A 26,227-nucleotide genomic window follows, 5' to 3' on the forward strand; every position below is an offset into this window, starting at 1 on the left:
TATATCACAAAAAGAGAAGGGATTCTTCTTCTCTTTTCCCTATGTTTTTTAGTAGACTAGTATAGTACATGCAATACAAGAATTAGGAGGAATTTAGAAATGTCTAACGGAGAACGTATTACAGTCGACAATGGTGTATTAAACGTACCAAATCAACCGGTGATCCCTTTTATCGAAGGGGACGGAACGGGTCCTGATATTTGGGCTGCTGCTTCACGTGTATTAGAAGCTGCTGTTGAAAAAGCATATAACGGTGAGAAAAAAATCGTTTGGAAAGAAGTATTAGCAGGAGAAAAAGCATTTAACCAAACAGGTGAATGGCTTCCTGCAGAAACTCTTGATGTGATTCGCGATTACATAATTGCGATTAAAGGACCTCTAACAACGCCAGTAGGCGGAGGAATCCGTTCTTTAAACGTTGCTTTAAGACAAGAGTTGGATCTATTTACTTGTCTTCGTCCAGTTCAATACTTCAAAGGTGTGCCTTCACCAGTAAAACGCCCTGAAGATACAAACATGGTTATTTTCCGTGAGAATACAGAAGATATCTATGCTGGTATCGAGTATGCAAGTGGATCTGATGAAGTTAAAAAATTGATTCAATTCCTACAAGATGAAATGGGAGCGAACAAAATCCGTTTCCCTGAAACTTCAGGTATCGGTATTAAGCCTGTTTCTTCAGAAGGTACACAGCGTCTAGTTCGTGCAGCGATTCAATATGCGATCAACGAAGGACGTAAGAGTGTAACGCTTGTTCATAAAGGAAACATCATGAAATATACAGAAGGTGCTTTCAAGAACTGGGGTTATGAGTTAGCTGAAGCTGAGTTCGGTGATAAAGTATTCACGTGGGCTCAGTATGACCGCATTGTTGAAGAAAGCGGAAAAGATGCTGCAAACAAAGCACAAGCAGATGCTGAAGCTGCAGGAAAGATCATTGTTAAAGACTCTATCGCTGATATCTTCTTACAACAGATCTTAACTCGTCCAGCTGAGTTTGATGTAGTAGCTACGATGAACTTAAATGGAGATTACATCTCTGATGCTCTTGCTGCACAAGTTGGTGGTATCGGTATCGCACCAGGTGCTAACATCAACTACGAAACAGGACATGCAATCTTTGAAGCAACTCATGGTACTGCTCCAAAGTATGCTGGTCTTGATAAAGTAAACCCATCATCTGTTATTCTTTCAGGTGTATTGATGCTTGAACATCTAGGATGGGGAGAAGCAGCTAAATTAGTACTTTCTTCTATGGAAAACACAATCGCAAGTAAAGTTGTTACTTACGACTTTGCACGCTTGATGGACGGCGCTACAGAAGTTAAATGTTCTGAGTTTGCTGACGAACTAATCAAAAACATGTAATCTAACTGACCCCTTTTTATAAGGGGTTTTCTCAACATCATTTATGGTTATTAAAACTGTTCCTGGAGGGAAAGACATGGCTAACAAACGAAAAAAGATTTCGGTTATTGGTGGAGGATTTACAGGAGCAACAACGGCTTTTATCTTAGGACAAAAAGAAGTTGGGGATGTAGTTTTAGTTGATATTCCTCAAATGGAGAACCCTACAAAAGGTAAAGCGCTCGACATGATGGAAGCAAGTCCTGTTCAAGGATTTGACGCGTCTATTACCGGTACTAGCGATTATGCAGATACAGCTGAATCTGATGTAGTGGTTATAACAGCAGGAATTGCTCGTAAGCCTGGGATGAGCCGTGATGACCTCGTGAACACAAACGCTGGGATCATGAAGAGCGTAACGAAAGAGATCGTTAAACATTCTCCTGATTGCACGATTATCGTATTAACAAATCCAGTTGATGCGATGACTTACACGGTATTAAAGGAATCTGGTTTCCCTAAAAGCCGTGTCATTGGCCAATCTGGAATATTAGATACAGCACGTTTCCGTACGTTTGTTGCTATGGAGCTTAACGTATCAGTAAAAGATGTTACTGGTTTTGTTCTTGGTGGGCACGGAGATGATATGGTCCCACTCGTACGTTACTCTTATGCAGGTGGAATTCCGCTAGAGAAATTAATCTCTAAAGAACGTTTAGATGCCATTGTTGAGCGCACCCGCAAAGGTGGAGGAGAAATCGTTAATCTATTAGGTAACGGATCTGCCTATTATGCACCAGCTGCTTCCTTGGTTGAGATGGTAGAAGCGATCGTTAAAGACCAACGTAGAGTACTTCCTTCAATCGCCTTTTTAGAAGGTGAGTATGGTTACGATGGTATCTGTCTTGGCGTTCCGACGATTCTTGGCGGTGGCGGTCTAGAAGAAATCATTGAACTTGAGCTGACAGCAGAAGAGAAAGCAGCGCTTGATCAATCGGCTGAATCTGTTAAATCAGTTATGAAAGTTTTAGCCTAAGTGTGTGAAGAGTGTGTGAGAGATTCGGGCATATCCCCGGATCTTTTCTCCTATTAATATTGAAAGCGTTATCATCAAGAGGGGGGTCATTAAATGCTGATCGGAAAAAAACGAAAACTTGGAAGAAAAATAGAGGAGATCCAAGCTGGTGAAAAATTAGAGATGCAAGAAACGATTGAAGATAAAGATCTTCTTTTGTATTTAGGCTTAACAAATGACAATAACCCATTATTCATCCAACACGATTATGCAACATTGACACCATACAAAAAGCCAGTCGTCCCTCAGGTAATGTTAATGGGAATGGTGACATCGGCTGTATCAAAATATTTGCCGGGTCCTGGTAGTTCTATCGTGGAATCCAGTTTTACATTTATTAAACCTGTTTATCATTATTCGAAATTAACCTTTTTATTTGAAATCACCGAAGTAAATCGAGACAAGCATATTGTGCATATGAACGTTAGAGCGGAAAATGAGGAAGGGATCGAAGTGTTAAAGTGCACTTTGCAAGTTTGTCCTCCATATGCTCCAAAATCAATTACCTCTAATACGATGGAAAATTTTTAAACCTTTCATTAGAAAGGTTTATTTTTATGCCCATTTGAACCTTATAAGTTAGCTTTGTCCTCTTTATAATTACATATATAAGATCTTTTATCCGATTCACAACATAAACTCCCATTTATTTCTATCATCCACTTCATAATTAAGGAAAAAACGTAAAATAAACTTCTCAATGTAAAGGGAATGTAAAGGATATGTAAATCCACTATGAAAATTTTGCGTTTTTTGTACACACTATAAAAAAAATAGTATGATGAATTTGTACAAGTCGTAAAAAGGTGGGAATATGATGAGCCAAAAGTTACTCGTAGTAGAAGATGAAATTTCAATCTCAACATTGTTGCAATTTAACTTAGAGCAAGCAGGATTTCAAGTAGTTACGGCAATGGATGGCAAGAGTGGATTAGAAAAAGCAGTAAGCGAAGAGCCTAATCTAATCCTATTAGACCTTATGCTGCCTGAAATGGATGGAATAGAAGTATGTAAAGAACTCCGTCTAAGAAAATTAAATATTCCTATTCTCATGTTAACGGCTAAGGATGATGAGTTTGATAAGGTGTTAGGCCTTGAGTTAGGTGCGGACGATTATATGACGAAACCGTTCAGTCCGAGAGAAGTAGTTGCAAGGGTAAAGGCAATCCTTCGTAGGTCAACATCAGTCAATACAGAATCAGAAAAGAAAAAAGAAGAAGTAGAACACCTTAAAATTGGTAAAGTTGATATTTATCCTGAAAACTATGAAGCATATTTTAAGGAGAAAGCATTAGAACTTACACCAAAAGAATTTGAACTGCTCGTCTATCTTGCTAGACACAAAAGTCGTGTACTTTCGAGGGAACAGCTTCTTTCTGCAGTTTGGAACTATGATTTTGTAGGTGATACACGAATTGTTGATGTGCATATCAGTCATCTAAGGGAGAAAATCGAGAATAATACACGCAAGCCGATTTATATTAAAACCATAAGGGGATTAGGTTATAAGCTAGAGGAGCCTCAATAATGCATGATTTTAAAAACCGAGTACTTACCTTTTTCCTACTCGGTATTTTATTGGTTTTTATTCTATTAGCTCTAATAATGGGGAACATTGTTCACCATAGTGTGAAAGATAAGCGCATGGAATTTTATAAAGGTGAATTAAGCTTAATCGAACAAGTTCTTAAGACAGAAAAATCTGAGACAACCATAACGAACTTATTAAGAACGGCTTCTAAAGATCTTAAAGGTGAGATTTATGTCCTCGATTCGGATTGGAATGTAAAATACACATCTGACGGAGACAGTCCACGAAACATGTCTTTGTATTATCCAAAAGAAAAAAAAATGAATGATCAAAATCTTGTTCTTAAGAATGATAACGGTAAATTGTTTTACACGTTAAAAAAGAAAGATGAGTCAGGATATCTACAGTTTGCAATTCCTGAAGGTGCAGCGGAGTCTGAAGAGAGATCGATTTGGATCATGATGTCGATCGGTTTTCTGATCTGTTTTATCATCATTCTTTACGTGTCTCTTAAAGTGATCCATAAGATTGTCAGACCTGTTGAAGAAGCTACTCAGACTGCGAAAGAGCTTGCAAAAGGTAATTTTAAAGCGAGAACGTATGAGTATTTTGGAGAAGATATCGGAGAGTTAAACTACTCACTAAACGTTTTAGCACGAAACTTAGAGAAAATGACAAAATCCCAAGAATCTCAACATGATCGCTTGATAACATTGATCGAGAATATGGGAAGCGGACTTATTCTTATTGATAAAAATGGCTATATCAACTTAGTAAACAAAACGTTCAAAGAACTGTTTAAGGAACATACAGATTATTGGACGGGGCATCTTTTCTATGAAGTATTTCCATACACATCCATCAAGGATATTGTGAAAGAGACGTATTTAACTGAAAAAAAGGTCAGAAGAAATACGGTGATTCCTATCCACATCGATACAAAACATTTCGACGTCTATAGTGCACCTGTCATGAACGCAAGAGGGAAGCTTAAAGGAATCGTGCTTGTTTTTCACGATATTACAGAGCTTAAAAAACTCGAGCAAGTAAGAAAAGATTTTGTAGCTAATGTCTCACATGAACTTAAAACACCAATCACTTCTTTAAAAGGTTTTGCTGAGACTTTATTAGATGGTGCAGGTGAAAATGAAGAGTTTAGAAATAAATTTTTAACGATCATGTTAAACGAAAGTGATAGGCTGCAGGCGCTTATCCAAGACTTGTTAGATCTTTCTAAAAGTGAACAAGGTTTTCGCCTAGAAACTCAATCTATTGATCTAGGTGCTTTAGTAAACGATACCTTTGAGATTCTTCAGCCTAAGGCTGAAAAGAAAGGTATTATTCTATCCGTAGATTTTAGAGGGCAGACTGTTATGGATGGAGATTCCCCTCGATTGAAGCAGATTATCATTAACCTTGTTTCGAACAGCTTAACGTACACGCCTGTAGGTGGCCGAGTAAATGTAATAGTGGAAGAACTAAAAGACCATGTGAAGTTATTGGTCAAAGATACAGGAATCGGCATCAAGGAAAGTGAGATTCCTCGTATATTCGAACGTTTCTACCGTGTAGATAAAGCTAGAAGCAGAAATTCAGGTGGAACTGGATTAGGGCTTGCAATCGTCAAGCATCTTGTAGAAGCTCATCACGGAACCATTGAAGTTCAGAGTAAGCCAGGAGAAGGCTCTCAGTTTACGATTCTGTTTCCGAAGAAGTTTGAGTTATAAGATTTACAATTCTTTTACACACTTGTTTTCTTTAGTTAACAGTTCAATCTTATGATTAAAGTATCCTTTTTCAGTACCCCCTTAGCGAGAGTCCTTTACGGATTCTCGCCTTTTTTATGGCCAAGAGCTCTTCTGTTCCTACTTTTTTATTTCTGGTTGTCATCGTGATACAATAGGTGATAGAAGAAATGTCCTCAGGAGGTTACGGACTTGGCAAAAACAAATAAATTAGTACTTATTGATGGAAATAGTATTGCATACAGAGCTTTTTTTGCTCTGCCTCTTTTAAACAACGATAAAGGTGTTTATACAAACGCTGTCTACGGGTTCACACAGATGCTCCTAAAGATTTTAGAAGATGAGAAGCCTACACATATCCTCGTTGCTTTTGATGCCGGGAAAACGACTTTCCGACATAAGACATTTGGTGAATATAAAGGCGGCCGTCAGAAAACCCCGCCAGAATTATCAGAGCAGTTTCCTTTTATCAGACAGTTGTTAGATGCATTTAAAATCAAACGATATGAGCTTGAAAATTATGAAGCAGATGACATTATTGGAACCCTTGCATCTTATGCTGCCGATGGAAACTGGGATGTAAAAGTATTTACGGGTGATAAAGATTTACTTCAACTCGTTACGCCTGATGTTGAAGTCGTACTTACTAGAAAAGGAATCACTGAGGTTGAGGCTTATACCGTAGAACAAGTGAACGAGCGCTACGGAATTACACCTCATCAAATCATTGATATGAAGGGCCTTATGGGAGACCCTTCCGACAATATTCCAGGAGTACCTGGAGTTGGTGAAAAGACTGCGATTAAATTGATCAAACAATTTGGGACGATTGAAAAAGTTCTTGATTCAATTGATGAGATCTCAGGTGCTAAGCTTAAAGAGCGATTAACAGAGAATAAAGAGCAGGCCATTATGAGTAAAGAGCTTGCTACGATAACGAAAGAAGCTCCTATTGAAGTCAGTCTGGAAGAAACAAATTACGATGGTTATGAAACGTCTTTTGTATTTCCTCTTTTCAAAGAGTTAGGATTTAATTCATTGCTCGAACGATTAGGCGGAGATGAAGAAATTCTTCAAGATGAGGAAAAAGAAGAACTAAACTTCAAAACGGTAACGAAGATTGAAGCTGACATGTTAGAAAGTCCTTCATCCCTAATCGTAGAAACGTTAACTGAAGATTATCATAAAGCAAAAATTCATGGTTACGCTGTAAGTAATGATGCTGGAACATTTTATATTCCTTCAAGTGTTGCTGATCAGTCAGAAGAATTTCATGAATGGCTGCAAGATCAGAACCAAAAGAAGAGAATGTTTGATGCTAAAAGAGCACATGTAGCCTTACACGGACAAGGGATCGTCTTAAATGGTATTGATTTTGATATTCAGCTTGCTTCATATCTTCTGAATCCTTCTGAGTCCTTAGATGAAGTAGCTGATGTTGCGAAGCAGTATGGCAAGTCTAATGTTGATGTGAACGAAGCAGTATATGGTAAAGGTGCTAAGAAGAAGCTTCCAGAAGATGAAGCTGTTCTCGCTGAGCATCTCTGTAGAAAAGCTCATACTGTCTTTCAATTGAGTGACCTACTGGATGAGAAGTTAAAAGAAAATGAGCAAAGTGATCTATTCTATCAGTTGGAGATGCCTTTAGCTCTCGTATTAGCCAAGATGGAAGAGTTCGGTGTAAAAGTAAAATCAGATACTCTTCAAAAGATGGGTGCTGACTTAGATATACAGTTAACAGCATTAGAAAAAGATATACATGAACTTGCTGGAGTTTCATTTAATATAAACTCACCTAAACAGTTGGGTGAAATATTATTTGAGAAGCTGAACTTGCCTCCTGTTAAGAAGACAAAGACGGGTTACTCGACTTCTGTTGATGTATTAGAGAAGTTAGAAGGCAAACATGAGATCATTAATAAGATCCTTATTTATCGTCAGTTAGGTAAGTTAAGATCTACTTATATTGAAGGTCTGCTAAAAGTAGTAAAAGAAGATACGGGTAAGATTCATACACGCTTTAATCAGGTTCTCGCGCAAACGGGAAGACTGAGTTCTATCGATCCGAACCTTCAAAACATTCCGATCCGTTTAGAAGCAGGAAGAAAAATCAGACATGCCTTTGTTGCATCACAGCCTGGATGGAAAATTCTTGCTGCTGACTATTCACAGATCGAGCTTCGTGTTTTGGCTCATATCTCTCAAGATGAAAACTTGATGGAAGCATTTAAGACGGAGATGGATGTTCATACGAAAACGGCCATGGACGTTTTTCATGTAGAAGAAGGCGAAGTTACGTCAGAGATGAGAAGACATGCTAAAGCCGTTAACTTTGGAATCGTATACGGAATCAGTGATTATGGCTTATCGCAAAGCCTCGGAATCACGAGGAAAGAAGCTGGAGAATTTATTGCATCCTATTTGGATAGTTTCCCTGGTGTTCAGCAGTACATGAAAGACAGTGTTTCTGAAGCGAAACATAATGGTTTTGTTTCAACTCTGCTTCATAGAAGACGTTATCTGCCTGAGATTAATAGCCGAAACTTTAACCTTCGCAGTTTTGCGGAGAGAACAGCAATGAATACACCGATTCAAGGAACTGCCGCAGACATCATAAAAAAAGCGATGGTCGATATGGATCAACGTTTAATAGATGAGAAACTTGAAGCAAAAATGCTGCTCACTGTGCATGATGAACTAATTTTTGAAGTGCCAGAGAATGAGCTGCAAAAACTTGAAGAGGTCGTTTGCGAAGTGATGGAATCAGCAGTAGAACTTGATGTTCCATTAAAAGTAGATGTGAACTGGGGAGATTCCTGGTTCGAAGCAAAATAATAAAGAAACAGCATCCTATAGATTCAGGGTGCTGTTTTTCTAATAAGGTTGGTGAAAGAATGCCTGAGTTACCTGAAGTCGAAAATGTCAAAAACACACTGAATAAGTTTCTTCCGGGGAAGAAGATTACTGATGTAAAAATATATTGGGAAAATATTATTAAACATCCTGGGACAGAAGAATTCATTTTAAAGCTAAAAGGTCAAACCTTTCAAAATGTGTATCGAAGAGGTAAGTTTTTAATTTTTCATCTCGATGAAGATGTATTAGTATCTCATTTAAGGATGGAAGGGAAGTATGGATTGAATCAAAGAGATGAGCCTGCAGATAAACATACGCATGTTATTTTTCAGTTCTCTGATGGGACGGAACTCAGATATCGAGATGTGAGAAAGTTTGGGACGATGCATCTATATCCAAAAGGAACAGAGGAAAGTCACGCTCCATTAAAGACTTTAGGTATAGAACCATTATCAGATTCCTTAACAGCAGCACTTCTGAAAAAGCTGTTTGCTAATCGAAAACGCAACATAAAATCGGTATTGTTAGATCAGACTCTTATTGCTGGTTTAGGCAACATTTATGTCGATGAAGTATTATTTCAGGCTGGAATCCATCCAGAGACCTCAGCAAATAAATTAACGCAGCCCCGATTAAAAAAATTGAAAACCGCAATAACAGAAATTCTTTCTGAGTCTGTGAAGCACGGAGGAAGCTCGATTCGATCTTACACGAACGCGGTAGGTGAGACAGGTGGCTTTCAGCTGAAACTATTTGTTTACGGTAGAAAAAATGAAGCATGCCGCGTATGTGGTACTGAGATTGAACGATTAGTTGTAGCAGGTAGAGGCACTCATATTTGTAAGACTTGTCAAAAATAAACCATTTCTGTGCTCCTTTCATATACTACGTTTACCGTTAACTGAAAGGAGTACAGGAACAATGGTGGCTTACTCATTTGTTTTGTTGGCACTAGCCGTCAGCCTGGACAGTTTTGGAGCCGGATTAACGTATGGAATGAAATCCATTAAAATTCCTTTTCGCTCCATTATCATCATCGCAATTTGTTCAGCTGTTACCTTTTTACTTTCGATGTTGCTGGGATTTACGTTAGAACAATTTATTTCACCTAAGACAGGTGAGATATTGGGAGGCGTGATTCTTCTAGGAATCGGAATCTACTCTCTATGGCAGGTTTTCTTACCAGAGAAAGAGAACGTTGAGTGTTTGGAAAAAGAACCTAAGAACATTGTGCTTTTTGAAATCAAATCGTTAGGAATTGTCATACACATTCTAAAGAAACCAGTTATGGCTGATATTGATAAGTCTGGATCGATCACAGGCTTAGAAGCCGTATTGCTTGGAATAGCATTATCGCTTGACGCATTTGGAGCAGGAATAGGCGCCGCACTCATCGACCTGTCACCTTTATTAACAACCATTACCATTGCGTTGATGAGTGCTTTGTTCTTATGGGGTGGTATGATACTAGGATTATATCTTTTTAACAAAACAAACTGGATGAAGGGACTGTCCATTCTGCCAGGAGTTTTACTGATCGTAATGGGATTATTAAAAATGTAACACTGGAGGATAACTCGTGATTATTGGATTAACAGGAGGCATCGCTACAGGAAAATCAACAGTAAGCAACATCATTAAGAGCCAAGGAATTCCTGTAGTTGATGCCGATATTATTTCTAGAGAAGTTGTTATGCCAGATAAAGAAGCATATGGTAAGATTGTTGCCAGCTTTGGTGATCAAATATTAAATGATGACAAGACAATAAATAGAGCAGGATTAGGAGAAATCATCTTTAACGATTCAGAAAAAAGAACGATATTGAACGAGATCGTTCATCCTGCTGTAAGAAAAGAAATGAGACGGCAAGCAGATGCTTATCAACGTTTAGGTGAGTGTTTAGTGGTCATGGATATACCACTTTTATTTGAGAGTAAGCTAACACATATGGTTGATCAAACGTGGTTAGTCTATGCTGCACCAGAAGTGCAGCTTCAACGTTTGATAAAACGTGATCAGTTTTCAGAAAAGCAAGCATTGTCTAGAATCCGCTCTCAGATGCCGATTACTGAGAAAAAGGAACTGGCGGATGTTGTTATCATGAATAATGGTTCTCTGTCAGAATTAGAAAATGATGTTCTTTTATTACTAAAACAAACAAAAAAACAGACCTGAATATCTTTTCAGGTCTGTTTTTGTATATAAGCCCTTTTTCAGCCTAATTTAAAGAAAAGTATGTTCTTTTCGAGTGTTAATATGATATACTAATTACAGATAGATACATGATAGAGTATAACACATTGGAAGGAGCAGCTTCATGAAAGCAAAAATTGCAATTAATGGCTTGGGGAGAATCGGAAGAATGGTCTTCCGCAAAATGATGGAGAACGATGAATTTGAGGTTGTAGCTGTTAATGCCAGCTATCCAGCCGAAACTCTTGCTCATATGGTTAAATACGATTCTATACATGGAACGTATCCTGGAGAAGTTGTTGCTGGAGAAGATGCCCTTTTTGTTAATGGAAAAACAGTTCAGTTAGTTAACTCTCGCGATCCTCGTGAATTACCTTGGGGAACGTTAGGCGTTGATATTGTTATAGAAGCAACAGGTAAATTTGTTTCACAAGAATCTGCGGGTCTTCATATTGAGGCAGGTGCAAAGAAAGTAATTATTACTGCACCAGGGAAAGACGAAGACATTACAATTGTTATGGGAGTAAATGATAGCGATTACATTTCTTCAAAACACCATATTATTTCTAATGCGTCGTGTACAACGAATTGTTTAGCACCTGTGATTAAAGTGCTAGATGATCAGTTCGGAGTACAATCTGGCATGATGACGACTGTCCATGCGTATACGAATGATCAGAAAAATATTGATAACCCTCATAAGGACTTAAGACGTGCACGTGCATGTGGAACATCAATCATTCCAACGTCTACAGGAGCTGCAAAAGCCATTTCAAAAGTATTGCCTCACTTAGAAGGTAAACTGAATGGTATGGCACTCAGAGTTCCAACACCGAATGTTTCTTTGGTTGATGTTGTTGTAGAATTGAAGACTTCTGTATCGAAAGACCAAGTTAATCACGCTTTTCAATCTGCTTCTGAAGGTTCAATGCGTGGAATTTTAGGGTACAGTGATCTGCCGTTAGTATCAATTGATTATAATGGAAATGAAAACTCATCAATCGTAGACGGATTATCAACGATGGTGATGGACGGAAACAAAGTGAAAGTCCTTGCTTGGTACGACAATGAATGGGGTTATTCATGCCGAGTAGTAGATCTAGCTAAACATGTAAGTGTTGCTTTAAATATGCCGGTACAAGAAAAAAATGTTTCTGTATCATAAAAACTTTAGCAAAAATAGATAAACGAGTAAGAGCTGGATGACACATCAGCTCTTTTTGTGTTTCAACGAACCAGTTTATTTCGATTGATCTTTATCCTTAAAAAACAATAAAAAATTGATTCGAAAAAATTTGCCCATAGTTATTGCAAATAAATTTTAAAAGAAGTATACTATGATTCGTGAACTTCAAATAAAGCAAACAAAGGCATTGAATGCTACTTAAAGGGTTAGGACCTCTTTGGACTAACTTGCCCCCGTGGTAGATGTTCGATACCGCATGCTTGAAGGCATGATTATTTTTAAAAGGGGGACTATGCTAATGGATACAATGGGAAGACACGTAATTGCTGAGTTATGGGGTTGTGATTCTGAAAAACTAAATGACATGAAATTTATTGAAGAGACATTCGTTGACGCTGCATTGAAAGCAGGTGCAGAAATTCGTGAGGTTGCTTTTCATAAATTTGCTCCACATGGAGTAAGTGGAGTTGTTATTATTTCTGAATCTCATCTAACTATTCACAGTTTTCCTGAGCATGGTTATGCAAGTATTGATGTATATACGTGTGGAGATCGAATCGATCCTAACGTAGCTGCTGATTACATTTCAGAGGCACTTGGCGCTAAAAAGCGCGAAAACTTGGAAGTTCCTCGTGGAATGGGTCCAATTTCTGTTGCCAAATCAAAAGTTACTGCTCAATAATTTAAAACAGAATGTACGTGAGGTGTGAGAAATCACACCTCTTTTTTATTTCACTCATTATAGGGAATAATAGGTTACAAACTATATTGCTTTGGAGGACTACTATGTTTAGAAAACTTCAAAATCTAATGGAAAATCATGCGGAAACGAGTGAACAGCATGTGGACGAAAGACTTAGAACCCATTATTTTAAAGCTAATAAACCAGAAGTAATGAAAGTGATCAAACAGATCCTAGATGAAGACACCAATTTTCAAGAACTTGGTTTTTCAGAAGAAAGGGGAGAAGTTACGTTTGAAGTCAGACAGCCCAAGAGTGCGTTTGTTGTTATCAGTGTAGTAACAGTTAGAGCGAATCGAACTGCTGTAGATTTGAACGTTTCAACAGAATCTGCTCTTCCTTTTAATTTTGGTAACAATCAAAGACTAATCGTTAATATTTATGAGATCTTAAAAGAAAAACTAACGTTTGTAGGAACGTCAATGGCTGATAAATTGTAGGAATAGCTTGTCACATTCCCTCCTTTTCTTTAAGATAGATAGAGAATAGAAAATTTTTTGGGGATGATTACAATGAGGTGTCCTACTTGCCAGCACAACGGAACAAAAGTGCTTGATTCAAGACCTGTACATAGCGGAAGATCCATTCGCCGCAGAAGGGAATGTGAATCTTGCAGCTATAGATTTACTACATTTGAAACGGTAGAACAAACACCGCTTATCATTGTTAAAAAGGGCGGAGAACGAGAAGAGTTCAGCCGTGAAAAAATCCTTAGAGGGCTTATAAAAGCTTGCGAAAAAAGGCCAGTCCCCTTGGAAACGCTTGAAAATATAGTAGATAGCATTGAAAAAGAATTGAGAAACTCGGGTGCATCTGAAGTTTCAAGTACAGCCGTTGGTGAACAGGTGATGGAACATCTGTCTAAAACGGATGAGGTGGCTTATGTAAGATTTGCCTCTGTATACCGTCAATTTAAAGATATCAATGTTTTTATACAGGAATTGAAAGAACTAATTAACAAGGAGGAGCGTTAAAGCGTATCTAAGACTGCTTAACGCTCTTTTTATACAAATCATAATCCGTATTCTAATGTTTTAGAAAACGGCTAAATAAAATGAACATTAGACTCTGGCTGACGATACTAACATCCGTCGGCCAGCTTACTTTAAAGACTTTTTAACAAAGGGTGAAAACGATGACGGTACATTTTCAAGAAGTTGTGCCCGTTGATACGTATTCCGTCCAGTGCAAGGGTATGTTGCATGAAATAGATCATAAAGTTCTTACCATGTTATATCAGCCGTTGGTTGGCGCATTTGCACATAGTTTATATATGACATTATGGTGCGAAGTAAATATGGATCGGCAGACACAAAAACATCAGCACCTCATGAACGTAACTCAGTTCTCGCTAAAAGATATTTTAGCGGGAAGAAAGAAGCTAGAAGCGATCGGTCTCTTGAAGACGTTTAAGAAAGACGGTGATAGTTCAAGGGAGTACGTTTATGAGCTGCAACTCCCACTTTCGCCAAATGCTTTTTTTACTGATGGCTTTTTAAGCATATATCTTTTTAATCGTTTAGGAAAAGCGAAGTTTACTGAAGTGAGAGAGTCCTTTTATATCGCTCAAACGGATGTGTCGGATTATAAAGAGATTACTGCTTCGTTCAGTGATGTGTTTACTTCTTTACACCCATCTGAAATGTCATCGAAGAGTTATGCGGAGATTAACGAAAACGTTCTTCCAGAAGATGTCTCTTTACATGAAAAAGGCATTCATGGGAATGTTGTACTAAATGAATCCACCTTTGATTTTGAAGCGATGGTGAATCAGATCTCGTCTTTTATCGTGCCTAAAGAGGTGATCACTCCAAAATTAAAGGAAGCGATCTATAAGCTAGCATATATCTATCAGTTACAACCGATGGATATGAGTAAGCAGATTCAAAACGTATACTACTCGACAGGAGAAATTTCTGCAGAGAGCTTAAGAAAAGAAATTCAGAAATGGTATCGTTTTGAACATGAAGAAGGACTACCGGTTCTAGCGTTAAAAACGCAGCCAGTTCCACTAAAGGCTCTTCATGGCATGCAGCCTCAATCAAAAGAAGAGGAACTTATTAAATACTTTGAAGAAGTGTCACCATATCGTTTGTTAGAAGATTATTCAGGTACAACTCCTTCAGAAGTAGATTTAAAACTCGTTGCCTATTGTATGATCGATCAGAATCTAACACCAGGCGTTACGAATGTTCTTTTAGATTACGTATTATCTGAGAATGATATGAAGCTTGCAAAAGGATTGATCGAACGGATCGCTTCACATTGGGCTCGCAAAAGAGCTCAGACGGTCATTGAGGCAATGACTTTAGCACGCGATGAAAAACGAAAATACAAAGAATGGCAAGATAAGAAGGTGAATTTGGGCTCTTATAATAAGGGTAATAAGAAGAGTAACGTTACTGTTCCGGATTGGCTGAAACAGGATAAAGTATCTGCTGATCAGACTGTTGATGCAAACACAGATACTACAGAGGATGAGAACCGTAAATGGCTTGAGAGTTTGTTGAATAGTTCGAAATAAAGGGGGGAAATAATATGGAATCCATAAAGGAATCTGTTAAAAATATGCCGGGGTTTGATAAGTTTCAGGAAAGATTTGAGCAAATGAAGCAACAAGTACTTACAGATCCTGGAGTCATGCGTTTTCTGCGAGAGAACCCTGACATATCAGATGTCCATGCGGAAAAATTATTGTCCAGTTTTTACACCTTTAAGAACGAACAGCATGCTTGCCGCAATTGTCCGGGTTTAGAGAATTGTCCTAACCTTATGCAAGGGTATCGTTCTGAACTAACGAAAGTGAGACAAACGGTAGAACTAAGATACAAACCCTGTGAACTAAAGGTCATCGATGAACAAAAGAAATCCATGACTTCATTGATTAAGAGTTACTTTATACCGAAAGAAATCCTTGAAGCGAGATTTGATCGTTTGTACAAACATAGTATTGATGAAACAAGACGTAACGCGATCTCGAAGGCTTATGAATTTGTTCAGATGGCTGGTTCTGGTCATCAAGCAAAAGGAATCTACTTCTATGGAAAATTTGGTGTTGGTAAAACATATCTGTTAGGTGCTATCGCGAATGGTTTAGCTGAGAAGGGCGTCCACTCATTAATTATTCATACACCCGAGTTTCTTCGCGAAATGAAATCTTCCCTTTCTGACGGAACTTTTGATTCTAAGATGGAACTGTTAAAGACCGTTCCGGTTCTCATGCTCGATGATCTTGGTGCTGAAAACATGACGAACTGGGTCAGAGATGAGATTATTGGCGTTATACTTCAATATCGAATGATGGAAAAACTGCCTACTCTCTACACGTCTAACTGTGATTATGATATGTTGCAGCAACATTTATCGTATTCTCAAAAAGGCGGACTTGATGAACTGAAAGCTCTCAGAATCATGGAGCGGATCAAACACTTAAGTACTCCAATTTTTATGGGTGGAAATAAAAACTTTAGAGAAGATTATTAATACAGTTTCTGCTCTTTTGAAGGGCAGGAGCTTTTTTCTTGAAAACACAAAGCTGTCTCTTCTACTAAAATATGATAGGATAAGAACAGACAAGATCTTAAGACATTGTATTCGGAGGTTACCGATGAGTATAGAATCTATTTTACAAAAAGCTTTAGATGGCGAACGTTTATCGGTAGAAGATGCCGTTAAACTTTATGAAAGTGATGAAGTAGAACGCATGGGAGAAGTTGCGGATATTATTATGAAAAGGTGGCATCCTGAACCGATTACCACTTTCGTAATTGGCCGTAACGTAAACTATACAAATTTTTGTGATACATATTGCAGATTCTGCGCGTTCTATAGAGCGCCAGGAAGCAGCGAAGGTTATGTGTTGGATGATGAAGTAATCTTCCAAAAGATACAAGAGACAGTTGATGTAGGTGGTACAGAAATTTTGATGCAAGGTGGAACAAATCCTAACTTGCCATTCAGCTACTATACGGACTTGTTAAGAGAGATCAAAAAGCGCTTTGATATCACGATGCATTCATTTTCTCCAGCAGAAGTATGGAAGATGGTTGAAGTGTCTGGTCTATCTCTAGAGGAAGTGCTCCGGGAACTGAAAGAAGCCGGGCTTGATTCTCTTCCGGGAGGCGGAGCAGAAATTTTAGATGACCGCACCCGTAAGAAGATTAGCAGACTTAAAGGCTCGTGGACAGAGTGGATCGATTGCATGAAAACGGCAAAGAAAGTTGGACTGCACTCTACTGCTACTATGGTCATTGGATTTGGTGAAACATTCGAAGAACGTGCACTTCATCTACAACGTGTTCGTGATGCACAAGACGAGACAGATTGTTTCTTAGCTTTCATCTCTTGGACGTTCCAACCGGATAACACGAACATGAAGGCTGAAAAGACAACTCCGAGAGAATACTTAAAGAATGTTGCGATCTCTCGTATCTTCTTAGATAATATACCTAACTTCCAATCTTCTTGGGTTACGATGGGACCTGAGGTTGGTAAAAAATCTCTTCACTATGGCTGCAACGATTTTGGCAGCACGATGATGGAAGAGAACGTTGTTTCAGCAGCTGGAACGACTCACAAAGTAAACACGAACTTAACGTTGCGACTGATTCGCGAAGCGGGTAAGATACCAGCGCAAAGAAATACAAAATACGAGACACTTCGTGTATTTGAAGACGAAGAAAAAGCTGAAAAAGATTTTGTGATGCAAAACTAATTGGGAACACCTGACATGGATTCATGTCAGGTGTTTTTTATTTAAGGATACCGTTATGACTTTTGTCACAGCGGTATTTGTTTTTTGGAATTATTCTTTACATGTAAGACGTGAGGAGGAATGACGATGCCGCAGATTCAAAGAAATGTAAAGAAAGAAATAAAAACAAAAAAAGAAAGAGAATTGTTAGGCACTCTTCTATCAGTGATGGGTGTAGGGCTTTTTATCGTATTATCATGGGCGGCAATCTATTTGCTGTACCTTACTCGTTAGGAGGTTGAAACATGCATATTCATAGATACGAAAAGATTTGGCTCTGGTCTGGCACAGTTTGTTTAACGCTTTTTCTATTAATTGTAGGTGTATCAGCTTTTGCTATGGGGAATCAGCCCCCTAGTCATATGGAAACAATTGATCCAGAAAAAGTTGTAATGACTCCTCCTTTCGATCATCCAGGTTTAACTAAGATTGGCGAAAAAGAATATGAAGCGGTTATGCTTGCGCAAGCTTTTACGTACACACCCTCTAAAATATTTGTACCTAAAGGGTCTACTGTACATTTTAAAGTAACAAGTACAGATGTGGTTCACGGTTTTGAAATTCCAACAACGAATGTAAACATGATGATTACACCAGGGTACGTCAGTGAGATCTCTTATACGTTTACAAAACCGGGCAAGTATCTCATTTTATGCAATGAATATTGCGGAGCAGGCCATCAAGTCATGGCAGTGACCTTAGAGGTGACAGCATGATTGATAAAAGAGACGCCAATTTAAGTTTAGCTTTTTTGACAGTTAGTTTCATTGCTCTTTTTATTGGGGCAATAGCAGGATTGTTGCAGACGTTTGTAAGGAGTGGTGCCGTTGAACTTCCGCTTTCTATCGGATATTATCAGCTGTTAACGGCTCATGGGGTATTGTTGGCACTTATTTTTACGACTTTTTTTATCTTAGGCTTTTTATACGCTGGAATAAGCAAAACGATGGGAACTCTTTACGAAGTACCGAGACGAACAGGGTGGCTTGGGTTTGTTATGATGACCTTTGGTACGGGATTAGCAACTGTTTTTATTCTTTTAAACAAAGCAACGGTTCTTTACACGTTTTATGCTCCACTCCAAGCATCTCCATGGTTCTATATTGCTCTCGTTCACGTTGTAGTGGGAAGCTGGTTGTGTGCTTTTTCGATGTGGAACCAATATTACATTTGGAAAAGCAGAACGAAAAACAAACTTTCACCTCTTTTTACTTACATGGCCGTTATGACAATGGCATTATGGTTTGTTGCAACTCTTGGTCTAGCAGCAACGGTTCTTCTTCAATTTATTCCATGGTCGATTGGCTGGGTGGATAAGATTGATATTTTAATTAGCAGAACTCTCTTTTGGTATTTCGGACATCCGCTCGTATACTTCTGGCTGCTGCCAGCTTATATGTGCTGGTATGTAGTGATTCCAAAAATTATTGGCGGAAAGATATTTAGTGATGCTTTAGCAAGACTCTCCTTCGTACTGTTTTTATTATTTAGTATTCCTGTAGGGTTTCATCATCAATTGCTGGAACCTGGAATCTCGCATACGTGGAAGTTTTTCCAAGTAATCTTAACGTTTATGGTTATTGTACCTTCTCTAATGACTGCCTTTTCTATGTTTGCCGTATTTGAAACTGCAGGCAGAAAGAAGGGAGCAACCGGTTTGTTTGGCTGGATTAGAGTATTGCCTTGGAGAGATGTACGATTTTTTGCCCCTATGATGGGTATGTTGATTTTTATCCCGGCAGGAGCCGGAGGAATCATCAATGCTAGCCATCAGTTAAACCAAGTAATTCATAATACGCTGTGGGTAACGGGGCATTTTCATTTAACAGTAGCATCAACAGTTGCACTCACTTTTTTTGGCATCTGTTACTGGCTCATTCCTTACCTTACAGGACGGACGTTAACGCCGATAATGAATAGGCTGGGAATCATTCAAACCATCATGTGGACAATAGGAATGGCGATTATGTCAGGTGCGATGCATATTGTCGGTTTGTTCGGTGCACCGCGGAGAACTTCTTATACGACTTATGCTGATCATTCGCAGGCTGTTGATTGGATTCCTTACCAGATTGCAATGGCAGTTGGAGGAACCATCCTCTTTTTAGCTATTATACTATTGATGTATATTGTTTGGTTTCTCGCTTTCAAAGCGCCTAAAGGTTTGATGGATTTTCCGGTAGGAGAGGTAGAAGAAAGTGCAGTATCCACACCGGTTATTCTTGAAAACTGGAAGCTTTGGGTGGGCATTTGCGCAATGTTGATCCTTATCGCTTACACCATTCCTTTTTGGCATATGATTGAGCATGCCCCACCAGGATCACCAGGTTATAAGTTTTGGTAAGAAGCAGCTTGTAGACACAGTCGTCTACAAGCTTTTCTTTTTTTGTTCATGTACAAATACATAGTTGATTTGGCGCAAAAAATCAGCAGTATCTTTATTGTTTACACTTAATTGTTTTTGAAGGACACTCAGCACACTTTTATCAAACAAACTATTAGTTAAGCTGGTCTTAGAATCCTCTTGATAGAGAACCCCTTGAGTTTGAAAGTATTCCTTAGCTTTTTTTATTTCTTTAAAAGTATGAATACCAGAAAAACCATTGGATTCATGAAGCAGCAAAACCTCTTTTGAAACAGCCAAGGATAATGAAGTATGAAGAGACGATAATGGATCTGCCTCTTTGTAGAAAGGAACAAGAATACGTGCTTGATTTTTAACAAACGGTAAATAAAGGGACGGCTCATCGGTGATTAAGATCTTTTCTTGAAAATAGGGATGAAGTTCTTGCAAAAGTAGTGGCAAGGTATTTGTTTTGTGACTTCCTGTGTAGGTTTCCGTTAAGATGACTGCGGCTGTCATTTAAATAACCTCCTTCTACCAAGAGCATAATTAAAATACATTTTAAGGGATGTATCAAAAGTCACACATTATTCACAGGTGGTGTGATAAAAATCACACTGATTCCTTTACTTGTGGATTATAATGGAAACAAGTAAAGCGGGGAGGTTATATGGATGGGTGCCTGCACGCAACAGTCAAATTTTTGTTCTTATCAAAACACAGATGTGTTTTCAAAAAAAACATTTCAATATCTAGAGAACCTAATGTATTCCAAAAAAGTTGAAAAAGATCATCATCTGTTTGTCGATAATGATCCTGCCGATCGTCTGTACTACTTAAAGCAAGGTCAGATTAAAATTACTAAAATGAACGAAGAGGGAAAAGAACTTGTCTTATATATTTTTCAAGCTGGCGATCTAATCGGTGAATTAGGGATCTCTGCTGAATCGCGATACAGCTACAGTGCAAAAGCAACAAGAACATGTGAAGTGGGAATTATTCAGCAAAAAGATCTTGAGACAATAATTTGGCAGCACGGCGAATTCGCCGTTGAATTCATGAGATGGATGAGTAATATGCATGCGATCACTCGATCCAAGTTTAGAGATTTAATGCTCTATGGAAAAAAGGGAGCGTTATGCTCGACATTAATCAGGCTTGCAAATTCTTATGGAACAATGACACCTGAAGGAATTGTATTATCTCAGCATTTTACAAATACAGATCTTGCGGAACTAATTGGTACATCAAGAGAAACAGTAAACAGAATGTTAAGCCAGTTTAAAAAAGACGGAGCCGTTATTATTTCAGACGGAACGATTAAAATAACTTCTTTGGAGTATTTGAAAACAGCCTGCAGCTGTGAAGATTGTCCAATCGAGATATGCAGAATATAAATGAATGATTAAGAGGCTCCTAGAGGGGGTCTTTTTTGTTTAACTTCATTATCTGTGTCCTGTTTCCGAAAGACAAGTTTGTCAAGTTGATTGAGTGTTAGTTGCGTGCCTAGAAGATGAGATAGCAAGGATACTTTCAATAGCCTACATTCCGCCCCTCTCAAAAAGCGGGGGTTTGAAAAGGAAATCAACTATTGATAAGGACTCCTTTTAAACAGGTTCTTTTATTTCTAAAAATAATTTTCGTAATTTTCCTTATATTTAAAATTTTGTGTATAATATAAGAATATTTAGAATAAAGGGGGAAATATAGGGATGGAAATGAAACGAAAATTTAAAATGGGATTAATAGGATTGTCAGCTGCGTTCTTAGTTGCTTGCTCTTCGGGGTCTGGTGATAAGTTGACGGTGGGAACTGATGCAGCATACGCCCCCTTCGAATCCTTAGACGGCGATAAAATTGTTGGATTTGACGTTGATCTGCTAGATGCGGTGATGAAGGAAGCAGGATTGGAGTATGAATTAGAAAATAAAGGATGGGATCCGTTATTTATCGCTCTTCAGAATGAAGAAGTTGATGCAGGAATCTCTGCTATCACGATAAATGACGATCGTAAGAAAAGTTATGACTTTTCTTCACCGTACTTTGAATCGATTAACATGATTTTAGCAAAAGAAGGAACATCGATTAAGAGTGCAAAGGACTTAGACGGAATGAAGGTAAGTGTGCAGAACGGAACGACCGGACAAGCAGCACTCGAAAAGATGTTTGGTAAAAGTGAAAACATAAAGAAATATGAAAACAATGTATTAGCGATACAAGCTCTATTAAATGGTGAAGTAGAAGCTGTAGTTGCGGATAACGCTGTGGTACAAGAGTATGAAAAGAACAATCCTGATAAAAAACTCGTAACAATCAGCGATAAAGAAAATTTCGAGAGCGAATTTTATGGAATTATCTTCCCTAAAGATGGTGAACATCAAGAAGAGATTAACAAGGCGATGAAGAAAATTATTGATGATGGAAAATATGCTGAGATCTATAAAAAATGGTTTGGTGAAGAACCAAATGTAGATGTGCTGAAACAATAACATTCTCAGGAGGTCTTCATGGAATACTCTTTACAGATTATCAGTGATTACATGCCCTTGTTTTTAAAAGGAACATGGGTAACCGTACAGTTATCATTTTTGGCGATTCTATTCGGTACAATATTAGGTTTATTCATTGGGCTCGGCAAAATGGTGAAGAACCCATTTATTAATCTCCCTTGCATGTGGTATATCAGTTTTTTTCGAGGCACACCGTTGCTGGTTCAGATCCTTTTGATCCATTCAGCGCTCATGCCACTGTTCATGAAGCCGCCAAACGTTTTCATTTCAAGTGTTCTGGCTCTCTCGCTTAATGCAGCTGCTTATATCGCAGAGATATTTAGAGCAGGGATTCAATCGATCGATAAAGGGCAGATGGAAGCGGCTCGCTCGCTCGGTATGAATCATGTACAAGCTATGAAGCATGTTATTCTGCCACAAGCGTCCAGAAGAATGATCCCGCCTCTAGGTAACGAGTTTATTGTACTGATTAAAGATTCATCACTCGTTTCCATTATTGCTACCCCGGAATTAATGTATTATGCGAGAGCGATGATGGGTCAATATTACCGTCCGTGGGAGCCTTACATGACAGCTGCCTTCATGTACTTAATCCTAACGCTAGGCATGGCATTTATCTTATCAAGAATCGAACGGAAATTTGTTTATTGAAACAACCCTATCTACAGGGTTGTTTTTTCTTTTCTAAGTAACATGTTTTAGGACCTCGTCCCATATAGTGTATTATTGAGGATTTTATATGGGGGGGACTTATTTGGTCGCGATTGCTTTTTCACACCCATCAGATGGTATAGCTGTTTTGAAGAAAATGATTCGTATGGCAGCTGAGCATAAAATAAACCCTTCCTTTGCCAAATTATCTGAAGCTTCTTCTAAAATTCTTGAATTGCACATACAGGAGAGAAAAACGTTCATATTGGATGTGTTAACAGAATTTACTCGAAACAAAGTAGAGGATATTTGTTTGAAGGAAATGATTGAACAAGCATTTTGTTACAGCGATTCAGCAGAACAAAGAGAGATCTTATCTATCACGAAAAGCATCATTCTCGGAGAGATCGAAGGAATACCTGATGTTAAACACCTACCAAGCTTAAATGAACTGATCCGAAAGCAATGGGAATCGATTATTGATGCTAAAACAGATTTCTTAGAATTTGAATCCTTTATAAAGTTTAGGTTGAAAGAATATTTAGCGACCTTGCTGAAGATTGTTGAATGTGCTATTGATGAGTACAAGTTAGAACTTGAATACCAAATGTTCGTAGAGCAGTTAAGGACATGCATAGCGAAACAGAGATTCTTTACTTCAGCGGATATCGTCATTGTTTTTGAACAAGAGCAAATACTCCTTTTTGATGAACATCAAAAACAGTTAACACACACTGAACTGGTGATGTTCCACGAAAAGGCACTGCGGCTAACGAATGTAACGAACCTCGACGATAGACTCTTAGGTCCATTAGTTGGAATCTCACCAAACTCCGCTAGGATTTATGCTTATGATATTGATCATCCATTGCTTCAAACGGTGAAAAACATCTTTCAAGAAAAAGTCACGATTACACCCATTGATAGGATGTCCTACAGAGAACATTGGTCTTACCGTAAAAAAAAGTCATAAACTTACAGAGTCCTCTTGCTTTTTGAAAAACGACTGCATATAATAGGTGTATAATTTTATCATTCAATCTGTATTGATAAGGACACGAAGCATATTTTTACGGTTCATAGAGAGGGAAGTCATGGCTGAAAGCTTCCTAACACGGAAAATTGCTTTACCACCTTGGAACTTCAGCGGTGAACATTTTTAGTAATCGCTGACGGTCGCAGTCCGTTACACTGTCCGAGTGCCGATTGGCTTGTTTAAAGTTGTCGGAACAAGGGTGGAACCACGAGATAATCACTCGTCCCTTCTATAGGGACGGGTGTTTTTTGTTTTCAATCAGATAGACCCCAAATTAAAAAGGAGATGTTTTACATGTCGTCAATTTCAATCAAATTCCCTGACGGTTCAGTCAAGGAATTTCCTAAAGGCGTTACTTCTGAACAAGTTGCAGAGAGTATTAGCCCTAGTTTAAAGAAAAAAGCAGTTGCAGGGAAAGTAAACGGACAATTATATGATTTTTCACGTCCTATCGAAGAGGATGCATCGATCGAGATCGTGATGCAGGATTCTAAAGAAGGTCTTGAAATGACAAGACACTCGAATGCCCACTTGCTTGCTCAAGCGCTTAAGCGTCTTTACCCAGACGTGAAACTTGGGATAGGACCAGTTATTGATAACGGGTTCTACTATGATGTAGATATGTCTCATAACTTAACACCAGAAGATCTGCCTGCGATCGAGAAAGAAATGAAGAAGATCGTAAACGAAAACCTTCCAATCGTCCGTAAAGAAGTTAGTCGTGAAGAAGCGCTTGAGATTTACGAAAAATTAAACGATCATTTAAAGCTTGAGCTGATCCGTGACCTTCCTGAAGGTGAAAAGATCACGATCTATGAGCAAGGTGAATTCTTTGACCTTTGCCGTGGGCCGCACGTTCCTTCAACTGGGAAAATCAAAGCGTATAAATTAATGAGCATCTCTGGTGCATACTGGCGTGGAGACAGTGACAACCAAATGCTTCAACGTATTTATGGTTCTGCTTTCTTAAGCCAAAAAGATCTTGATGAGTATCTTCACTTTATTGAAGAAGCTCAAAAACGTGATCACCGTAAACTAGGTAAAGAACTAGAGTTATTCATGTTCTCAGAAGAAGCACCAGGAATGCCTTTCTATCTTCCTAACGGTCAGACAATCCGCACTGAGCTTGAGAATTTCTCTCGCGAACTTCAACGTCAAGTGGATTATGACGAAGTGCGTACTCCGTTCATGATGAATCAGCGTCTATGGGAACAATCAGGTCACTGGGATCATTATCATGAAAACATGTATTTCTCTGAAGTAGATGATACAAAATTTGCGATGAAGCCGATGAACTGCCCAGGCCACATGCTAATCTTTAAGAACAAACTACATTCTTATAGAGATCTTCCGGTACGTATGGCTGAGTTCGGTCAAGTACACCGTCACGAATATAGTGGCGCACTAAACGGTATGATCCGTGTTCGTACGTTCTGCCAAGATGACGCGCATATCTTTGTAACGCCACAGCAGATCGAAAGTGAGATTAAAAACGTATTTAAGTTAGTCGATAAAATCTACAGCACGTTTGGATTTGAATATTCTGTAGAACTTTCAACACGTCCAGAAGATTCTATGGGTGATGATCGTTTATGGGAACAAGCTGAAGGTGCATTGAAGAACGTTCTAGAAGATCTAGGGATGAACTATCATCTGAACGAGGGAGATGGAGCGTTCTACGGTCCGAAGATCGATTTCCATATTAAAGATGCTCTTAAGAGAAGCCATCAGTGTGCAACGATTCAGCTGGACTTCCAGATGCCAGAAAAGTTTGATCTAACGTATGTTGATGAAAACAACCAAAAGGTTCGTCCAGTTGTTATTCACCGTGCGATCTATGGTTCGATCGACCGTTTCTTAGGAATCTTGGTTGAGCACTTTGCTGGAGCGTTCCCTACATGGCTCGCACCAGTACAAGTGAAACTAATTCCAGTATCAGATGTTCATAATGAATACGCGTATAAGCTTCAAGAAGATTTGAAGCAGCATGCAGTACGTGTTGAGATCGATACTAGAAATGAAAAGATGGGCTACAAAATCCGTGAAGCACAGATGAAGAAGATTCCTTACATGCTTGTTCTAGGCGATAAAGAGATCGAAGACAATGCTGTTAACGTTCGTAAATATGGTGAGCAAAAGTCAGAGACTGTTTCTTATGAAGATTTCCGAGACAAGATTTTAGCTCAGATTAACGAAAAGAGATAAGGTTATTGAGAGAGCGGCCAATATTTAGTTGGCCGTCTTTTTTTGTTGGGAA

Annotated in this window: 25 protein-coding genes and 1 other annotated feature; of the genes, 24 read left to right on the forward strand and 1 reads right to left on the reverse strand. The window is 38.5% G+C overall.

The genetic code is table 11. From position 1 onward, the window contains the following. The first annotated feature begins 99 nt into the window (after nt 1–99). The 19 genes from icd to ACOZ9X_RS03975 all read left to right on the forward strand — a co-directional run bounded on the left by icd (nt 100) and on the right by ACOZ9X_RS03975 (nt 19,773). Nucleotides 100–1,368 carry an NADP-dependent isocitrate dehydrogenase gene (gene icd, locus ACOZ9X_RS03885; RefSeq protein ID WP_066396762.1) on the forward strand — a complete coding sequence of 423 codons (1,269 nt, stop codon included), beginning with the start codon at nt 100–102 and terminating at the stop codon, nt 1,366–1,368. A gap of 76 nt (nt 1,369–1,444) precedes the next feature. Beyond that, the gene (mdh, locus tag ACOZ9X_RS03890; RefSeq protein ID WP_066396759.1) at nt 1,445–2,383 is read left to right on the forward strand and encodes a malate dehydrogenase; all 939 of its coding nucleotides are present in this window, start codon (nt 1,445–1,447) and stop codon (nt 2,381–2,383) included. A gap of 93 nt (nt 2,384–2,476) precedes the next feature. Next, nucleotides 2,477–2,953, forward strand: coding sequence for a MaoC family dehydratase (locus ACOZ9X_RS03895; RefSeq protein ID WP_423417101.1), 477 nt, complete (start codon nt 2,477–2,479; stop codon nt 2,951–2,953). A 286-nt stretch (nt 2,954–3,239) separates the two neighbouring features. Next, the gene (locus ACOZ9X_RS03900; RefSeq protein WP_423417102.1) at nt 3,240–3,950 is read left to right on the forward strand and encodes a winged helix-turn-helix domain-containing protein; all 711 of its coding nucleotides are present in this window, start codon (nt 3,240–3,242) and stop codon (nt 3,948–3,950) included. After that, entirely contained in the window at nt 3,950–5,680 is a 1,731-nt protein-coding gene (pnpS, locus tag ACOZ9X_RS03905; protein WP_423417103.1) for a two-component system histidine kinase PnpS, read from the forward strand. The genes ACOZ9X_RS03900 and pnpS overlap by 1 nt, the downstream gene beginning before the upstream one ends. A 210-nt stretch (nt 5,681–5,890) precedes the next feature. Beyond that, nucleotides 5,891–8,533 (forward strand): DNA polymerase I, encoded by a 2,643-nt coding sequence (gene polA / locus ACOZ9X_RS03910; protein WP_423417104.1) that lies wholly within the window; start codon nt 5,891–5,893, stop codon nt 8,531–8,533. 59 nt (nt 8,534–8,592) lie between these two features. Next, the gene (mutM, locus tag ACOZ9X_RS03915) at nt 8,593–9,414 is read left to right on the forward strand and encodes a DNA-formamidopyrimidine glycosylase (RefSeq protein ID WP_423417105.1); all 822 of its coding nucleotides are present in this window, start codon (nt 8,593–8,595) and stop codon (nt 9,412–9,414) included. A gap of 61 nt (nt 9,415–9,475) precedes the next feature. Next, nucleotides 9,476–10,117: a sporulation membrane protein YtaF gene (gene ytaF / locus ACOZ9X_RS03920; protein WP_423417106.1), complete on the forward strand. Its 642-nt coding sequence runs from the start codon at nt 9,476–9,478 to the stop codon at nt 10,115–10,117. A 16-nt stretch (nt 10,118–10,133) separates the two neighbouring features. Then, entirely contained in the window at nt 10,134–10,730 is a 597-nt protein-coding gene (gene coaE, locus ACOZ9X_RS03925) for a dephospho-CoA kinase (protein ID WP_423417107.1), read from the forward strand. A gap of 142 nt (nt 10,731–10,872) precedes the next feature. Continuing rightward, the gene (locus ACOZ9X_RS03930; RefSeq protein ID WP_423417108.1) at nt 10,873–11,913 is read left to right on the forward strand and encodes a glyceraldehyde-3-phosphate dehydrogenase; all 1,041 of its coding nucleotides are present in this window, start codon (nt 10,873–10,875) and stop codon (nt 11,911–11,913) included. 319 nt (nt 11,914–12,232) lie between these two features. Next, nucleotides 12,233–12,616, forward strand: coding sequence for an adenosylmethionine decarboxylase (gene speD / locus ACOZ9X_RS03935; RefSeq protein WP_066396744.1), 384 nt, complete (start codon nt 12,233–12,235; stop codon nt 12,614–12,616). Nucleotides 12,617–12,720: 104 nt separating this feature from the next. Further along, nucleotides 12,721–13,116 carry a cytosolic protein gene (locus ACOZ9X_RS03940; protein WP_423417109.1) on the forward strand — a complete coding sequence of 132 codons (396 nt, stop codon included), beginning with the start codon at nt 12,721–12,723 and terminating at the stop codon, nt 13,114–13,116. Nucleotides 13,117–13,188: 72 nt separating this feature from the next. Beyond that, nucleotides 13,189–13,650, forward strand: coding sequence for a transcriptional regulator NrdR (gene nrdR, locus ACOZ9X_RS03945; RefSeq protein ID WP_066396742.1), 462 nt, complete (start codon nt 13,189–13,191; stop codon nt 13,648–13,650). Nucleotides 13,651–13,811: 161 nt separating this feature from the next. After that, the gene (locus ACOZ9X_RS03950) at nt 13,812–15,200 is read left to right on the forward strand and encodes a replication initiation and membrane attachment family protein (protein WP_423417110.1); all 1,389 of its coding nucleotides are present in this window, start codon (nt 13,812–13,814) and stop codon (nt 15,198–15,200) included. A 14-nt stretch (nt 15,201–15,214) separates the two neighbouring features. Beyond that, nucleotides 15,215–16,159: a primosomal protein DnaI gene (gene dnaI / locus ACOZ9X_RS03955; RefSeq protein ID WP_066396737.1), complete on the forward strand. Its 945-nt coding sequence runs from the start codon at nt 15,215–15,217 to the stop codon at nt 16,157–16,159. 124 nt (nt 16,160–16,283) lie between these two features. Then, nucleotides 16,284–17,390 (forward strand): cyclic dehypoxanthinyl futalosine synthase, encoded by a 1,107-nt coding sequence (mqnC, locus tag ACOZ9X_RS03960; protein ID WP_144698682.1) that lies wholly within the window; start codon nt 16,284–16,286, stop codon nt 17,388–17,390. Between the two features lie 126 nt (nt 17,391–17,516). Then, nucleotides 17,517–17,663 (forward strand): cytochrome c oxidase subunit 2A, encoded by a 147-nt coding sequence (locus ACOZ9X_RS03965; protein ID WP_423417111.1) that lies wholly within the window; start codon nt 17,517–17,519, stop codon nt 17,661–17,663. Nucleotides 17,664–17,674: 11 nt separating this feature from the next. Further along, nucleotides 17,675–18,145, forward strand: a complete 471-nt coding sequence (locus ACOZ9X_RS03970) for a cytochrome c oxidase subunit II (protein ID WP_423417112.1) — start codon at nt 17,675–17,677, stop codon at nt 18,143–18,145. Beyond that, nucleotides 18,142–19,773, forward strand: coding sequence for a b(o/a)3-type cytochrome-c oxidase subunit 1 (locus tag ACOZ9X_RS03975; RefSeq protein ID WP_423417113.1), 1,632 nt, complete (start codon nt 18,142–18,144; stop codon nt 19,771–19,773). Before ACOZ9X_RS03970 ends, ACOZ9X_RS03975 begins: the two co-directional genes overlap by 4 nt. 24 nt (nt 19,774–19,797) lie before the next feature. On the opposite strand, the gene ACOZ9X_RS03980 is transcribed toward ACOZ9X_RS03975, so the two are convergent. After that, a complete protein-coding gene (locus ACOZ9X_RS03980) occupies nt 19,798–20,292 on the reverse strand; it encodes a hypothetical protein (RefSeq protein WP_423417114.1) in 495 nt (164 codons plus the stop codon). Nucleotides 20,293–20,447: 155 nt separating this feature from the next. Here ACOZ9X_RS03980 and ACOZ9X_RS03985 point away from each other — a divergent pair, with 155 nt between their 5' ends. The 5 genes from ACOZ9X_RS03985 (at nt 20,448) to thrS (ending at nt 26,175) form a co-directional block, all read left to right on the forward strand. Then, nucleotides 20,448–21,170 (forward strand): Crp/Fnr family transcriptional regulator, encoded by a 723-nt coding sequence (locus ACOZ9X_RS03985; RefSeq protein ID WP_423417115.1) that lies wholly within the window; start codon nt 20,448–20,450, stop codon nt 21,168–21,170. A 321-nt stretch (nt 21,171–21,491) separates the two neighbouring features. Continuing rightward, nucleotides 21,492–22,262 carry a basic amino acid ABC transporter substrate-binding protein gene (locus ACOZ9X_RS03990; RefSeq protein WP_423418218.1) on the forward strand — a complete coding sequence of 257 codons (771 nt, stop codon included), beginning with the start codon at nt 21,492–21,494 and terminating at the stop codon, nt 22,260–22,262. Nucleotides 22,263–22,280: 18 nt separating this feature from the next. Then, nucleotides 22,281–22,934, forward strand: a complete 654-nt coding sequence (locus tag ACOZ9X_RS03995) for an amino acid ABC transporter permease (RefSeq protein WP_423417116.1) — start codon at nt 22,281–22,283, stop codon at nt 22,932–22,934. 103 nt (nt 22,935–23,037) lie between these two features. Then, a complete protein-coding gene (gene ytxC / locus ACOZ9X_RS04000) occupies nt 23,038–23,907 on the forward strand; it encodes a sporulation protein YtxC (protein WP_423417117.1) in 870 nt (289 codons plus the stop codon). 64 nt (nt 23,908–23,971) lie between these two features. Beyond that, nucleotides 23,972–24,201, forward strand: a binding site (T-box leader). 63 nt (nt 24,202–24,264) lie between these two features. After that, a complete protein-coding gene (thrS, locus tag ACOZ9X_RS04005; RefSeq protein WP_197222675.1) occupies nt 24,265–26,175 on the forward strand; it encodes a threonine--tRNA ligase in 1,911 nt (636 codons plus the stop codon). Nucleotides 26,176–26,227: the final 52 nt, after the last annotated feature.

The organism is Fictibacillus nanhaiensis, from assembly GCF_049537595.1.
GTDB classification, from domain to species: Bacteria; Bacillota; Bacilli; order Bacillales; family Fictibacillaceae; genus Fictibacillus; species Fictibacillus nanhaiensis_F.

Excerpts from the sequence above, each read along its gene's own strand:
- thrS (WP_197222675.1), top strand. The coding sequence starts at position 24,265 with ATGTCGTCAATTTCAATCAAATTCCCTGACGGTTCAGTCAAGGAATTT.
- icd (WP_066396762.1), top strand. The coding sequence starts at position 100 with ATGTCTAACGGAGAACGTATTACAGTCGACAATGGTGTATTAAACGTA.
- ACOZ9X_RS03940 (WP_423417109.1), top strand. The coding sequence starts at position 12,721 with ATGTTTAGAAAACTTCAAAATCTAATGGAAAATCATGCGGAAACGAGT.
- ACOZ9X_RS03895 (WP_423417101.1), top strand. The coding sequence starts at position 2,477 with ATGCTGATCGGAAAAAAACGAAAACTTGGAAGAAAAATAGAGGAGATC.
- ACOZ9X_RS03965 (WP_423417111.1), top strand. The coding sequence starts at position 17,517 with ATGCCGCAGATTCAAAGAAATGTAAAGAAAGAAATAAAAACAAAAAAA.
- ACOZ9X_RS03975 (WP_423417113.1), top strand. The coding sequence starts at position 18,142 with ATGATTGATAAAAGAGACGCCAATTTAAGTTTAGCTTTTTTGACAGTT.
- mdh (WP_066396759.1), top strand. The coding sequence starts at position 1,445 with ATGGCTAACAAACGAAAAAAGATTTCGGTTATTGGTGGAGGATTTACA.
- ACOZ9X_RS03950 (WP_423417110.1), top strand. The coding sequence starts at position 13,812 with ATGACGGTACATTTTCAAGAAGTTGTGCCCGTTGATACGTATTCCGTC.
- ACOZ9X_RS03990 (WP_423418218.1), top strand. The coding sequence starts at position 21,492 with ATGAAACGAAAATTTAAAATGGGATTAATAGGATTGTCAGCTGCGTTC.
- pnpS (WP_423417103.1), top strand. The coding sequence starts at position 3,950 with ATGCATGATTTTAAAAACCGAGTACTTACCTTTTTCCTACTCGGTATT.
- ACOZ9X_RS03930 (WP_423417108.1), top strand. The coding sequence starts at position 10,873 with ATGAAAGCAAAAATTGCAATTAATGGCTTGGGGAGAATCGGAAGAATG.
- dnaI (WP_066396737.1), top strand. The coding sequence starts at position 15,215 with ATGGAATCCATAAAGGAATCTGTTAAAAATATGCCGGGGTTTGATAAG.
- ACOZ9X_RS03970 (WP_423417112.1), top strand. The coding sequence starts at position 17,675 with ATGCATATTCATAGATACGAAAAGATTTGGCTCTGGTCTGGCACAGTT.
- mutM (WP_423417105.1), top strand. The coding sequence starts at position 8,593 with ATGCCTGAGTTACCTGAAGTCGAAAATGTCAAAAACACACTGAATAAG.
- mqnC (WP_144698682.1), top strand. The coding sequence starts at position 16,284 with ATGAGTATAGAATCTATTTTACAAAAAGCTTTAGATGGCGAACGTTTA.
- ytaF (WP_423417106.1), top strand. The coding sequence starts at position 9,476 with ATGGTGGCTTACTCATTTGTTTTGTTGGCACTAGCCGTCAGCCTGGAC.
- nrdR (WP_066396742.1), top strand. The coding sequence starts at position 13,189 with ATGAGGTGTCCTACTTGCCAGCACAACGGAACAAAAGTGCTTGATTCA.
- ACOZ9X_RS03995 (WP_423417116.1), top strand. The coding sequence starts at position 22,281 with ATGGAATACTCTTTACAGATTATCAGTGATTACATGCCCTTGTTTTTA.
- ACOZ9X_RS03900 (WP_423417102.1), top strand. The coding sequence starts at position 3,240 with ATGAGCCAAAAGTTACTCGTAGTAGAAGATGAAATTTCAATCTCAACA.
- ACOZ9X_RS03985 (WP_423417115.1), top strand. The coding sequence starts at position 20,448 with ATGGGTGCCTGCACGCAACAGTCAAATTTTTGTTCTTATCAAAACACA.
- speD (WP_066396744.1), top strand. The coding sequence starts at position 12,233 with ATGGATACAATGGGAAGACACGTAATTGCTGAGTTATGGGGTTGTGAT.
- ACOZ9X_RS03980 (WP_423417114.1), bottom strand. The coding sequence starts at position 20,292 with ATGACAGCCGCAGTCATCTTAACGGAAACCTACACAGGAAGTCACAAA.